Genomic DNA, 13,990 nt, shown 5'->3' with positions numbered 1-13,990 from the left:
GCGGGCTACTTGATGATCTTGGTGACGGTGCCCGCGCCCACGGTCCGTCCGCCCTCGCGGATGGCGAAGCGCAACCCCTCGTCCATGGCGATGGGGGCAATCAGGTCCACCACCATCTCGGTGTTGTCACCGGGCATGCACATCTCGGTGCCGTCGGGCAGGGCGATGGTGCCGGTGACGTCGGTGGTCCGGAAGTAGAACTGGGGCCGGTAGTTGCTGAAGAACGGCTTGTGGCGACCGCCCTCGTCCTTGGTCAGCACGTACACCTGGGCCTCGAACTGGGTGTGAGGGGTGATGGAACCGGGCTTGGACAACACCTGGCCCCGCTGCACCTCGTCCTTGTCGGTACCCCGCAGCAGCGCGCCGATGTTGTCGCCGGCGCGGCCCTCGTCGAGCAGCTTGCGGAACATCTCCACGCCGGTGCAGACCGTCTCGGCCGTCTCCCGGATGCCGACGATCTCCACCTTGTCGCCGGTGTTGACGATGCCCTGCTCCACCCGGCCGGTGACCACCGTGCCCCGCCCGGTGATGGAGAACACATCCTCGATGGGCATCAGGAACGGCTTGTCCACGTCACGCTCGGGTTCGGCGATGTAGCTGTCCACCTGCTCCATCAGATCCAGCACCTGCTGGGCGGCATCGGCGTCGCCGTCGAGGGCCTTGAGGGCCGATACGGGCATGACCGGGATGTCGTCGCCGGGGAAGTCGTACTCGCTGAGCAGCTCCCGAACCTCGAGCTCCACCAGCTCCAGCAACTCCTCGTCGTCGACCATGTCGACCTTGTTGAGGGCCACCACGATGGCGGGCACCCCGACCTGGCGGGCCAACAGCACGTGCTCCCTGGTCTGGGGCATGGGACCGTCGGCGGCCGACACCACCAGGATCGCCCCGTCCACCTGGGCGGCACCGGTGATCATGTTCTTGATGTAATCGGCGTGGCCGGGCATGTCGACGTGGGCGTAGTGGCGGTTGGAGGTCTCGTACTCCACGTGGGCCACGTTGATGGTGATGCCCCGCTCCCGCTCCTCGGGCGCCTTGTCGATGTTGTCGAACTCGGTGAACTGGGTGGTGGAAGGATCGGCCTCGGACAGCACCTTGGTGATGGCCGCGGTCAGCGTCGTCTTGCCGTGGTCGATGTGTCCCATCGTGCCCACGTTCAAGTGCGGCTTGGTGCGCTCGAATGTTTCCTTTGCCATTGTCTTTCAACCTCCGAGGGTGGTTGGTTGCCCCTGTCTACTCGCCCCGAATCCGGGCGACGATCTCCTCTTGCACCTTGGCCGGCGCCTGCCGGTAGGTGTCGAACTGCATGGTGTGCGTGGCGCGGCCCTGAGTCCGCGAGCGGAGTTCGGTAGCGTACCCGAACATTTCCGAAAGTGGCACATGGGCCTTGACAATTTGTTCCCGGCCCCGCTGCTCCATGCTGTCGATCTTGCCCCGCCGGGTGTTCAGGTCGCCGATGACATCGCCCATGTACTCCTCGGGGGTCACCACGTCCACGGCCATGATGGGCTCCAACAGGATGGGCTTGGCCCTGCGGGCGGCCTGGCGAAAGGCGGCGGTGGCTGCGATCTTGAAGGCCATGTCGGAGGAGTCCACGTCGTGGTGGCGGCCGTCGGTGAGCGTCACCTTGAGGTCGACCACGGGGAAACCGGCCAGCGGGCCGGTGGTCATGGCGTCCTTCATGCCGTTGTCCACCGCGGGGATGTACTCCCGGGGGATGCGCCCGCCGGTGACCTCGCTGGCGAACTCGTAGCCCTTGCCGGGGGCGTTGGGCTCCAGGTCGAAGGTGATCTCGGCGTACTGGCCGGAGCCGCCGGTCTGCTTCTTGTGGGTGTAGGTGAACTTGCCCACCGGCGCGGAGATGGTCTCCCGGTAGGCCACCTGCGGCTTGCCCACCGAGGCGTCCACGTGGAACTCCCGCAGCATCCGCTCGACCAGCACCTCCAGGTGCAACTCGCCCATGCCCGCGATGAGGGTCTGCGCGGTTTCCTCGTCGGTGCGGACCTGGAAGGTGGGGTCTTCCTCGGCCAGGGCGGCCATGGCCCGGCCCAGCTTGTCCTGGTCGGCCTTGGTTCGGGGTTCCACGGCCACCTGGATCACCGGATCAGGGAAGTCCATCTGCTCCAGCTCGAGCGGGTGGTCGATCTGGGCGAGGGTGTCGCCGGTGCGGACGTCCTTCAGGCCGATTCCGGCCACGATGTCGCCCGCGTGGACGAGGTCGAGATCCTCCCGGTCGTTGGCGTGCATCTCCAGGATCCGTCCGATCCGCTCCTTGCGGCCGGTGCGGGGGTTGACCACCTGGCTGCCCTTTTGCAACTTCCCGCTGTACACCCGGAAGTAGGTGAGCTTGCCCACATGGGGGTCGCTCATGATCTTGAAGGCCAGCGCGCTGAACGGGGCCTCGTCGTCGGCGGGCCGCTCGCACTCCTCCCCCTTGTGGAAGCCCTTCACCGGGGGGATGTCCAGCGGGGAGGGGAGGTAGTCGATGATGGCGTCCAACAGGGGTTGCACCCCCTTGTTCTTGAAGGCCGATCCGCACAGCACGGGCACCACGTCCAGCGAGAGGGTGCAGGTGCGCAACGAGGCCCGCAGGTCGGCGGGGGTGATGGAGTCCTCGTCCTCGACGTACTTCTCCAGCAGGTGCTCGTCGAACTGGGTGAGCTGGTCGATGAGGGCGAGGCGGCTCTCCTCGGCCTTGTCCTTGAGGTCGTCGGGGATCTCGGTCACTTCCCAGGTGGCGCCCAGGTCGTCGCCCCGCCACACCAGGGCCTGCATTTCCACCAGGTCCACCACGCCGAGCAGGTCGGCTTCGATGCCGATGGGCAACTGCACCACCGCGGTGTTGGCCCGCAGGCGCTCGGTGATGGTCAGCACGGCCCGCTCGAAGTTGGCCCCTGTGCGGTCGAGCTTGTTGACGAAGCAGATCCGGGGAACGTGGTACTTGTTGGCCTGTCGCCAAACCGTCTCCGACTGGGGTTCCACCCCGGCCACCCCGTCGAACAGGGCCACCGCCCCGTCGAGCACCCGCAGGGAGCGTTCCACCTCCATGGTGAAGTCCACGTGGCCCGGCGTGTCGATGATGTTGATGCGATGACCGGCCCACTCCGCGGTGGTGGCCGCCGAGGTGATGGTGATGCCCCGCTCCTGCTCCTGCTCCATCCAGTCCATGGTGGCGGCCCCGTCGTGGACTTCGCCCAGCTTGTAGGCCTTGCCGGTGTAGTAGAGGATGCGTTCCGTACAGGTGGTTTTGCCCGCGTCGATGTGGGCCATGATGCCAATGTTGCGGGTCTTTTCCAGCGGGTGACGAGGCATGATGCTCAAGGGGGGTTGGACCGCTTACCAGCGGTAATGGGCGAAGGCCCGATTCGACTCAGCCATCTTGTGCAAGTCGTCGCGTCGTTTCACCGACGCACCCAGGCCATTGGAGGCATCCAGGATTTCGTTGGCCAGCCGATCGATCATGGTGCGCTCGCGCCGTTCGCGGGCGTGGTTGACGATCCAGCGGATGGCCAGGGTGTTGGCCCGTCGAGGGCGAACATCCACGGGAACCTGATAGGTGGCCCCGCCGACTCGCCGGCTGCGGACCTCCAGTTGGGGGCGGACGTTGTCGACGGCTCGCTTGAGGGTGCCGAGCGGCTCGGCGCTGGTCTTCTCCTCGACGATGTCGAGGGCGCCGTACACGATTCGCTCCGCGGTGGAGCGCTTGCCCCGCTGCAGGATCTTGTTCACGAACTGGGTGACCAGCAACGAGTCGTACACCGGGTCGGTGGGCAGGTCGCGTCGACCGGCGGGGCCCTTGCGAGGCACGATCAGCTCTCCTTCTTGGCGCCGTAGCGGCTGCGGGCCTGGCGACGGTCGGTCACCCCCGACGTGTCGAGGGTGCCCCGGATGATCTTGTAGCGCACCCCCGGCAGATCGCGCACCCGTCCGCCCCGAACCAGCACGATGGAGTGCTCCTGGAGGTTGTGGCCCTCACCGGGTATGTAGGCGGTGACCTCCATGCCGCTGGTGAGGCGAACCCGGGCCACCCGCCGCAGCGCCGAGTTCGGCTTTTTCGGGGTGGTGGTGTACACCCGAGTACAGACCCCTCGACGTTGGGGCGCGCCCTTCAGAGCCGGCGTCTTCTCCTTGCGGAACTTTGACTGGCGACCCTTGCGCACCAACTGCTGAATCGTGGGCACAACACTTCCTCGGGATGGTGGAAACGAGATTTTGGGCGCAGCAAAGCCGCGCACCGGGGGAAAGTCTACGCCCCCAGGGTTCCGATCGGCAACACGTCGGCGTCGGCGGACTCCGCGGGCGCGGCCCACTGGGCGAACTGTTCGGCCAGTTGCACGTCCTCGTCGGCGGAGGTGTAGTACTCCATCGGGGTGTAGTCGGGAGCGCTGGTGGCGATCTCCCGGTACATCTCCAGGCCGGTTCCGGCGGGAATCAGCTTGCCGATGATGATGTTCTCCTTGAGGCCGATGAGCCCGTCCCGGCGGGACTCGATGGCCGCCTCGGTGAGCACCCGAGTGGTCTCCTGGAACGACGCCGCCGACAACCAGGAATCGGTGGCCAGTGACGCCTTGGTGATCCCCATCAGCTCGGGCCGACCCTCGGCGGGACGCTTGCCCTCCTGGGCCAGGGACCGGTTGACGTTGGTGAACATCTGGGAATCAACCCGTTCACCGGGCAGGAAGTCGGAGTCTCCCGGCTCCTGGATGGCCACCCGCCGGGTCATCTGGCGCACGATCAGCTCGATGTGCTTGTCGTGGATGGACACCCCTTGGTCCCGGTACACCCGCTGCACCTCGTCCACCAGGTACTGCTGGGTTTCCCGGACCCCGCGAATCTCCAGGAGTTCCTTGGGATCGCGGGGGCCGTCGGCCTGGGCCACCGCATCGCCGGCGGCCACGTCCTGGCCGTCGGTGACCGCCAGCTTCCAGGCCGGGTCGATGACCACGGACCATTCGGCCCCGTCGTCGCCCACCACGGTCAAGCGGCTGGCCTTGCCGTCCTCCTCGTCGATGCGGACCACCCCCGAGATGCGGGTGAGTTCGGCCTTGCCCTTGGGGGTGCGGGCCTCGAACAACTCCACCACCCGGGGCAGACCCCCGGCGATGTCCTTGCCCGCCACACCCCCGGTGTGGAAGGTGCGCATGGTGAGCTGGGTGCCCGGTTCGCCGATGGACTGGGCGGCGATCACGCCCACCGCTTCGCCCACCTCGATGGCCTGACCGGTGGCCAGCGACAGACCGTAGGAGGCCCGGCTGATGCCCACCTCCGAGTCGTCGGTGAGCGGGGACATCACCCGCACCCGGGTCACGGTGGTGTCGTCCCGCAGCCGGGCCATTTCCTCGTCGCCCACGATGGAGCCGCGGGCCAGCACGGTGCCGTCACCGAGGGCGACATCGTCGGCCAGGGTGCGGCCGAACAGGCGGGTCTCCAGGTAGGAGCGCTTGCCCGCCTCGTCGGGCACCACGTCCTCGATCCAGATGCCCCGAACCGGGCCGCCCGACTCGAATGGATCCCGCTCGTTGATGATCACCTCTTGGGCCACGTCCACCAGACGGCGGGTGAGATAGCCCGAGTCGGCGGTGCGCAGGGCGGTGTCCACCAGCCCCTTGCGAGCGCCGGGGGTGGCGATGAAGTACTCCAGCATCGCCAGTCCCTCGCGGAAGTTGCTCTTGATGGGGCGGGGAATCATGTCGCCGCGGGGATTGGCCACCAGGCCGCGCATGCCCGCGATCTGGCGGACCTGCATCATGTTCCCCCGGGCGCCGGAGCCCACCATCATGTCGATGGGGTTGAACTTCTCCGATGTGAGCACCGCTTCCATGCGCTGGCGCACCATCTCGGTGGCCTCGGTCCAGATCTCCACTTCCTTTTGCCGGCGCTCACCATCGGTGATGATGCCGCGACGGAACTGGTTCTCGACCTTGTCGGCCTCCTTCTCGTAGCGGTCCAGGATGCTCTGCTTGTCGGGTGGGACCTTGATGTCGTCCACCGAGACGGTGAGACCGGACTGGCTGGCGAACTGGAAGCTCAGGTTCTTGAGGGCGTCCAGGCTTCGGGCCACTACCTGCTTGGAGTACTGCTGGGCCAGCTTGTCCACGATGGTGGTGATGTCGCGCTTGGTGGCCACCCGGTTCACGTAGGGGAAGTCGTCGGGCAGGGCGCTGTTGAACAGCACCCGTCCCACCGTGGTCGGGTGGTAGGTGGCGGCGTCACCGTTGGCCGGGGTGTTCAACAGCTCGGGGATGCGGTACTCGATGCGGGCGTGGAGCCCCACCTCTCCGGCCTCGAAGGCCCGCTCGATCTGGTGCTGGTGGCGGAACACCCGCCCCTCACCGGGGGCGCCGTCCACCTCTTCGGTGAGGTAGTAGGCCCCGATGATCATGTCCTGACCGGGGGTCACCAGGGGCCGGCCGTGGGCCGGGCTCAGCACGTTGTTGGACGACAGCATGAGCACCCGGGCCTCGGCCTGGGCCTGGGCGGACAACGGCAGATGGACCGCCATCTGGTCGCCGTCGAAGTCGGCGTTGAAGGCGGTACATACCAACGGGTGGATCTGGATGGCCTTTCCCTCCACCAGGACCGGCTCGAAAGCCTGGATCCCCAGACGGTGCAGGGTCGGGGCGCGGTTCAGCAGCACCGGGTGCTCCTGGATGACCTCGTCGAGCACGTCCCACACCTGGGGACGGCGCCGCTCCACCATCCGCTTGGCCGACTTGATGTTCTGGGCCAGGTCTTCTTCGACCAGCTTCTTCATCACGAAGGGCTTGAACAGCTCCAGGGCCATGAGCTTGGGCAGACCGCACTGGTGCAGCTTGAGGGTGGGGCCCACCACGATGACCGACCGGCCCGAGTAGTCCACCCGCTTGCCCAACAGGTTCTGGCGGAACCGCCCTTGCTTGCCCTTGAGCATGTCGGACAGCGACTTGAGCGGCCGGTTGCCGGGCCCGGTCACCGGACGGCCCCGTCGACCATTGTCGAACAGGGCGTCCACCGCTTCCTGCAGCATCCGCTTCTCGTTGTTGATGATGATCTCGGGGGCACCCAGGTCGAGCAGCCGCTTGAGGCGGTTGTTGCGGTTGATCACCCGGCGGTACAGGTCGTTGAGATCCGAGGTGGCGAACCGTCCGCCGTCGAGCTGCACCATCGGGCGGAGCTCGGGGGGAATGACCGGCACGGAGTCGAGGATCATGGCCCGAGGGTCATTGATCCGGCGACCGTGCTGATCGCGGCGGTTGAAGGCCGAAACGATCTTCAGCCGCTTGATGGCCTTCTGCTCCCGCTGTTGGGAGAGCCGCTTCTGTCCCTCGGGGGGATCGAGCTGCTCACGGAGCTTGCGCTCCTCCTCGTCGAGGTCGACGCTGTCGATGAGGGTGGCGATGACCGCCGCCCCCATGCCCCCGTCGAACAGGTCGCCGTAGCGTTCCTCCATCTCACGCCAGAGTTCCTCGTCCTCCACGATCTTGCGGGGGAACAAGGCGGCGAACTCCTCGAAGGTGCGCTCGACGAGGTCGACTTCATTGTCGTAGTGCTCGTCCAGGGCCAACAGGTCCTTTTCCGCGGCTTTCTGCCGCTTGTCCAGGTCCCGGGCGTCGACCGACTCCAACTCGGCCAACTCCGCTTCCAGTTCGGCCAGGCGTTCCTCGCGCTTGTCCTGGTGCTCGTCTCGGACGGCCTCGATCTCTTCGCGCATCTCCCGCTCGAGCTCGGGAAGCCGCCGGTGGCGCTCCTCCTCGTCCACCTCGGTGACCAGGTTGGCGGCGAAGTAGATGACCTTTTCGAGTTGCTTGGCCTTCAGCTCCTCCTTGGGCTCGGTGCCCATGAGCAGGTAGGCCAGCCACGAGCGCGTGCCCCGCAGATACCAGATGTGGACCGCGGGAGCGGCCAGCTCGATGTGGCCCATGCGATCCCGACGCACCTTGGAGCGGGTGACCTCCACCCCGCAGCGCTCGCAGATGATGCCCTTGAAGCGAATGCGCTTGTACTTGCCGCAGTAGCACTCCCAGTCCTTGGTGGGACCGAAGATCTTCTCGCAGAACAAGCCGTCCTTCTCGGGCCGCAGGGTGCGGTAGTTGATGGTCTCGGGCTTTTTGACCTCGCCGTTGGACCACGTGCGAATGGCGTCGGCGGTGGCCAGCCCGATGGAGAGCTGGTCGAATGCGTTGACGTCCAACATCTAGAAGGTCCTCCCCATGACACGGCGCTCGTCTTCTTCGTCGGATCCCCGTTCGGGGCGGGAGATGTCGATGCCCAACTCCTCGGAGGTGCGGAAGGCGTCGTCGTCCAGCTCGGTGATCTCCACCTGCTGTCCGGCGGTGTCCCGCACCTCCACGTTCAGGCACAGGGCCTGCATTTCCTTGATGAGCACCTTGAAGCTCTCGGGAATGCCCGGTTCGGGGATGTTGTCGCCCTTGACAATGGCCTCGTACACCCGCACCCGGCCGATCACGTCGTCGGACTTGATGGTGAGCAGCTCCTGCAGGCAGTAGGCCGCGCCGTAGGCCTCCAGGGCCCACACTTCCATCTCCCCGAACCGCTGGCCCCCGAACTGGGCCTTGCCGCCCAGGGGCTGCTGAGTGATCATCGAGTAGGGGCCGGTGGAGCGGGCGTGGATCTTGTCGTCCACCAGGTGGGCCAGCTTCAGGATGTACATGTAGCCGACCATGATCCGGTTGTCGTAGGGCTCGCCGGTGCGGCCGTTGTAGAGCACGGTCTTGCCGTCCTCGCCGATCAGGCGCTCCCCGTCGTCGGTTTCCGGCCGGAGGTTGGCCAGGAGTTGCTGGATGGTGGGGTGCTGACCGGAGTGTCCGGCCTCGTCCCAATGGGCTCCGTCGAACACCGGGGTGGCCACCAGGGTGGCCGCTTCGGTGGTGGGGCGGGTCTTGCGATCCTGACCCCGTTCGGGCTCACGACCGGCCGCGCCGTTCATGTCCCAGCCCCAGCGGGCGGCGTAGCCCAGGTGGGCCTCCAGCACCTGCCCCACGTTCATGCGGGAAGGCACCCCCAGCGGGTTCAAGATGATGTCCACCGGGGTGCCGTCGGCCAGATGGGGCATGTCCTCCATGGGGAGGATCCGGGAGATGACGCCCTTGTTGCCGTGGCGCCCGGCCAGCTTGTCGCCGACCGAGATTTTGCGCTTCTGGGCCACGTACACCCGGACGAGCTGATTGACCCCGGGGGGCAGCTCGTCGCCGGCGAAGCGGTTGAACTTCTTGACGTCGATGACCTTCCCGTTCTCGCCGTGGGGCACCTTGAGGCTGGTGTCGCGCACCTCGCGGGCTTTCTCGCCGAAGATGGCCCGCAGCAGACGCTCCTCGGGGGTCAGCTCGGTCTCGCCCTTGGGGGTGACCTTGCCCACCAGCACATCGCCCGGTCCGACTTCGGCGCCGGGGCGGATGATCCCGTCCTCGTCGAGGTCGGCCAGGATCTCCTCGGAGAGATTGGGAATGTCCCGGGTGATCTCCTCGGGGCCGAGCTTGGTGTCGCGGGCGTCGATCTCGTGTTCGTGAATGTGAATGGAAGTGAGTACGTCGTCGCGCACCAGCCGGTCGCTCAAGATGATGGCGTCCTCGTAGTTGTAGCCCTCCCAGGCCATGAAGGCCACCAGCAGGTTCTTGCCCAGGGCCATCTCGCCGTGGTCGGTGGACGGGCCGTCGGCCAAGATGTCGCCCTTGCGGAACTTCTGGTTCACCTGCACCAGCGGCTTCTGGTTGATGCAGGTGTCCTGGTTGGACCGCTCGAACTTCATCAGCTTGTAGGTGGTCGTGCCGGCGTTCTGGTAATCGACGGTGATGCTGTTGCCGGCCACGTCGGTGACGGTGCCGGCCTCCTCGGCGATGATCATGTCGGCCGCGTCCCGGGCGGCTTTGCCCTCGATGCCCGTGCCCACGTACGGGGCCTCGGGTCGAACCAGCGGCACCGCCTGTCGCTGCATGTTGGCTCCCATCAGGGCGCGGTTGGCGTCGTCGTGCTCCAAGAAGGGGATGAGTGCGGTGGCCACCGAGACGATCTGCTTGGGGGAGACGTCCATGAGCTGGACCTCGTCGGGGGGTACCGAGGAGATCTCGGTGGTGGCCCCGAAGAACACCTCTTGTTCCAACTGGGCCTGCAGTCCCTTCATGGTGGCGGCCTGCGGGGAGCGCCGCACCAGCACCCGGTCGTTGACGAACCGGTTCTCGGGGTCGAGGGGGGCGTTGGCCTGGGCGACCACGTACTCCTCCTCGTCATCGGCGGCCAGCCAGATGATGTCGTCGGTGACGTGGCCGTCCTTCACCCGGCGGTAGGGCGACTCGATGAAGCCGAACTGGTTCACCCTCCCGTAGGAGGCCAACGCGCCGATCAGGCCGATGTTGGGGCCCTCCGGGGTCTCGATGGGGCACATGCGGCCGTAGTGGGAGAAGTGCACGTCGCGCACCTCGAAGCCGGCCCGTTCCCGGGACAGCCCGCCCGGACCCAACGCGGACAGGCGGCGGCGGTGGGTGAGCCCCGACAGGGGGTTCACCTGGTCCATGAACTGGGAGAGCTGGCTGGTGCCGAAGAACTCCTTGATGGCCGCGGCCACCGGCCGGTTGTTGATGAGCGAGGTGGGGGTGATGGCCTCCACGTCCTGGGTGGTCATGCGCTCGCGCACCACCCGCTCCATGCGGGACAAGCCGATGCGGACCTGGTTCTGGATCAGCTCGCCCACCGACCGGATGCGGCGGTTGGCAAAGTGGTCCTGGTCGTCGAGGCGGTAGCCCGGCTCGAACTTCACCAGGTGCAGCAGGTAGGTGCAGGTGGCCAGCACCTCGGCGGGGGTGAGCACCGGCTGGTCGGGCTCGGGACGCTCCAGGGTGATGCCGAAGAGCTCTTCGATGCGGTCCAGTTCCGGTCCCAGCTTGCGATCCAGCTTGTAGCGGCCCACCCGGGACAGGTCGTACCGGCGGCTCTCGAAGAATGAGTTGCGGAAGTAGTTGCGGGCGGCCTCCACCGACTGCGGTTCACCGGGCCGGGCCCGCTTGTAGATCTCCAGCAGGGCTTCGTCCTGGGTGGTGTGCAGGTGCTTGTCGCTCTCCCACTGGTCGGCCAGGAAGTCGAAGTGGGCCACGAACCGGTCCAGAAAGCCCGGGGCGTTCTCCTCGTCGTAGCCCAACGCCCTCAGCAGGGTGAACAGGCTCATGCGCCGCTTGCGGGCCACCCTGGCGCCGGCGGTGGGGTTGCGGCCCGGCTTGTGCTCCACGTCGAACTCGATCCACTCGCCCCGGTAGGGGTGAATGGTGCCGGTGACGAGCTGGTGCTTGCTCAGATTGCGGAGCCGGAACCGCTCACCCGGCTGGAAGATCACGCCGGGGGAACGCACGAGCTGCGACACCACCACACGCTCGGTGCCGTTGACGATGAACGTGCCCTTGTCGGTCATCACCGGGAAGTCGCCGAGGAACACCACCTGCTCGATGATCTCGCCGGTGTTGCGGTTGGAGAACCGAGCCTGCACCAGGATGGGTGCCGAGTAGGTCATGTCCTTCTCTTTGCACTGCTCCACCGACGTGCCCCAGCGGGGGCCGGGGTTCAGGTCTTCGTCGTCGGGGTCGAACTCCAGTTCGAGCTGCAGGGTCTCCGAGAAGTCCTTGATGGGGCTGATGTCGCGAAAGGCATCAGCCAGGCCGTGTTGGATGAACCACTGGAAGGAGTCCTTCTGCACCGCGATGAGATCGGGCAGGGGGAGCACCTCCTCCAGGTTTCCGAAGGAGTAGCGGTCGCGGGTCGCCGAGCGGGGGGCCAAGGTGAGCTCCTGAGATGATGTGGTGGACGGGCAACGCCGGTGAGCTGCCTGTACTCTTGCACGTCAACGGGAGGGCGGAATCCCGTACACGCGGCCGCGACAAAAGAAGAGGCGTGGCCAGGGAGACAAGCGAGCGCGTATCCGGGAATGATACGCGGTGCGGGCACCAATGACAAGCTGGGCCCGCGGGACGGAGAATCGCCGGTGAGCTACTGCAGCTCGACGGCTCCCCCGGCGGCCTCGATGAGCTCCTTGGCCTTCTCGGCGTCCTCCTTGGAGGCCTTCTCCAGCACGGGCTTGGGGGCGTTGTCCACCAGTTCCTTGGCGTCCTTGAGGCCCAGGTTGGTGAGGGAGCGCACCTCTTTGATGACCTGGATCTTCTTGTCGCCCGCGCTGGTCAGCACCACGTCGAACTCGCTCTGCTCCTCGGCGGCGGCGTCGCCACCGCCGTCGGCACCGGGTGCGGCCATCATCATGGGCATGGCGGCGGCCGGAGCGGCGGCCTCCACGTTGAAGCGTTCCTTGAACGCTTCCTTGAGCTCGGACAGCTCAAGCACGGTCATGGACCCGATGGAGTCCAGAATTTCGTCAACCTTGGACATTTCTTTTCCTCATTCCTTTTGTCGGTTTGTCGGTCGTTGGTCGGGGCCGTCGGCCGGGGTTCGGCCGGGGCCCTGGGCACGGTCTCAGGCGGCGGCACTCTTTTCGCTCAGGGATTCGAGCAGGCCGGCCATCTCCACCAGGGAGGCGTCGAGCAGGCCGGCCGTCTCCACCAGGGGGGCCTCCAGGAGACCGGCCATCTCCGTCATGGGGGCTTCCAGCAAGCCGACAATCTCGGACAGCAGCTCGCTTCGGGTTCCGAGCTTGGACAGGGCGCTGACATCGTCGGCCGAGATCACCTGGCCGTCGATCACGCCTCCCTTGATGGTCAGGAACCGGGAGTCGTCGGCGTACTGGCACAGCGCCTTGGCCAGCGACACCGCGTCGCCGGGGGTGCCGTCCTCACGGGTGCCCACGAACGCCAACGCGGTCGGACCTACCAGGACGCTGTCGAGGTCCAGGTCGAGTTCGCGGGCGGCAAAGCGGGTCAGGGTGTTCTTGTACACCTTGTACTCGCCACCGGCGGTGCGGAGTTGGCGGCGGAGGTCGGCCAGGGACGGCACGTCGAGACCCCGGTAGTCGGTGATCACCACCGCCTCGGTGGCGGCGATGCGCTCGCGAATCTCGTCGACGACGGCTACTTTTTCGGGACGGGGATTGTCCATGGGGATCGCCGGACCTTTCGCAAGACGCAGCAATGGGGCGCCGCTGACATGCGAACGCCCCATGATTCCGGGAGGTTCACCTCGTCAGGCCGGCCGGCGGTGCTGTCCTGGTTGGTCAGCGTGCCGGCGGATTAAGCAGCGGGCGTGCTGCGCCTGATGTCTGCGGCAAATCGATCAGTTGTGAGCGCCAAAAGCTACCAGCTCAGGTGGTGGCCCCCAAGTCGGCGGGATCCAACCGCACGCCCGGGCCCATGGTGGAGGAGATGGTGACTTTGCGGATGTAGCGGCCCTTGAGGGCGGCGGGCTTGGCCCGGTTCAACTCCTCCATGACGGCTCGGATGTTGGCCACCAGGGCGTCGGCCTCGAAGCTGACCTTGCCCACCGGCACGTGGACGTTGCCCTGTCGGTCGGTGCGGTACTCCACCTTGCCGCTCTTGAACTCACCCACCGCCTTGGCCACATCCGGGGTCACCGTGCCGGTCTTGGGGTTGGGCATGAGGCCTCGAGGGCCCAGGATCTTCCCGAGCTTTCCCACCACCGGCATCATGTCCGGGGTGGCAATGGCCACGTCGAAGTCCATCTTGCCCGCCTGCACCTGCTCGGCGAGGTCATCGGCTCCCACGACGTCGGCCCCGGCCTCTCCCGCCTGGGTGGCTGCCTCCCCCTGAGCGAAGACCGCCACCCGAACGTCGGTGCCGGTACCGGACGGCAGCGAGACCGTGCCCCGGATCATCTGGTCGGCCTTGCGGGGGTCGACCCCGAGCCGGGCAGCCAGCTCCAGGGTCTCGTCGAACTTGGCCGACGCCAGGCTCTTCACCAACTCAACCCCCGCGGTGGCGGTTTGTGGTTGTTGCTTGTCGTAGCGCTGGGCGGCGTCTCGGAATTGCTTGCCCTTTTTCGCCATGGTGGCTCCCTCCGTGGTATCGGCCCGTCAGGCGAGGTCGTCCTGGCGGGTGGTTGGTGAGAC

9 protein-coding genes are annotated in these 13,990 nt (G+C 66.6%); all 9 read right to left on the bottom strand.

Annotated features, from left to right (window positions below):
• Positions 1-5 precede the first annotated feature (5 nt).
• Positions 6-1,196: an elongation factor Tu gene (gene tuf, locus ACOQPQ_RS10175; protein WP_420639325.1), complete on the bottom strand. Its 1,191-nt coding sequence runs from the start codon at positions 1,194-1,196 to the stop codon at positions 6-8.
• A 37-nt stretch (positions 1,197-1,233) separates the two neighbouring features.
• Positions 1,234-3,312 carry an elongation factor G gene (gene fusA / locus ACOQPQ_RS10170; protein WP_420639324.1) on the bottom strand — a complete coding sequence of 693 codons (2,079 nt, stop codon included), beginning with the start codon at positions 3,310-3,312 and terminating at the stop codon, positions 1,234-1,236.
• A 24-nt stretch (positions 3,313-3,336) separates the two neighbouring features.
• Complete coding sequence (gene rpsG / locus ACOQPQ_RS10165) at positions 3,337-3,807, bottom strand: 30S ribosomal protein S7 (RefSeq protein WP_420639323.1); 471 nt, start codon at positions 3,805-3,807, stop codon at positions 3,337-3,339.
• Between the two features lie 2 nt (positions 3,808-3,809).
• Positions 3,810-4,181 (bottom strand): 30S ribosomal protein S12, encoded by a 372-nt coding sequence (rpsL, locus tag ACOQPQ_RS10160; RefSeq protein ID WP_420639322.1) that lies wholly within the window; start codon positions 4,179-4,181, stop codon positions 3,810-3,812.
• A 65-nt stretch (positions 4,182-4,246) separates the two neighbouring features.
• Positions 4,247-8,173, bottom strand: coding sequence for a DNA-directed RNA polymerase subunit beta' (locus ACOQPQ_RS10155; protein WP_420639321.1), 3,927 nt, complete (start codon positions 8,171-8,173; stop codon positions 4,247-4,249).
• On the bottom strand, positions 8,174-11,758 hold the full coding sequence (locus ACOQPQ_RS10150; protein ID WP_420639320.1) for a DNA-directed RNA polymerase subunit beta: 3,585 nt from the start codon (positions 11,756-11,758) through the stop codon (positions 8,174-8,176).
• A 209-nt stretch (positions 11,759-11,967) separates the two neighbouring features.
• Entirely contained in the window at positions 11,968-12,360 is a 393-nt protein-coding gene (rplL, locus tag ACOQPQ_RS10145; RefSeq protein WP_420639319.1) for a 50S ribosomal protein L7/L12, read from the bottom strand.
• Positions 12,361-12,444: 84 nt separating this feature from the next.
• A complete protein-coding gene (gene rplJ, locus ACOQPQ_RS10140) occupies positions 12,445-13,023 on the bottom strand; it encodes a 50S ribosomal protein L10 (protein WP_420639318.1) in 579 nt (192 codons plus the stop codon).
• 202 nt (positions 13,024-13,225) lie between these two features.
• Positions 13,226-13,927 (bottom strand): 50S ribosomal protein L1, encoded by a 702-nt coding sequence (rplA, locus tag ACOQPQ_RS10135; RefSeq protein WP_420639317.1) that lies wholly within the window; start codon positions 13,925-13,927, stop codon positions 13,226-13,228.
• Positions 13,928-13,990 lie beyond the last annotated feature (63 nt).

It is taken from the genome of Candidatus Poriferisocius sp. (assembly GCF_965219775.1).
GTDB lineage: Bacteria > Actinomycetota > Acidimicrobiia > Acidimicrobiales > Bin134 > Poriferisocius.
Note: the sequence above shows the minus strand (reverse complement) of the source record. Positions and strands in the feature narration are given on the sequence as shown.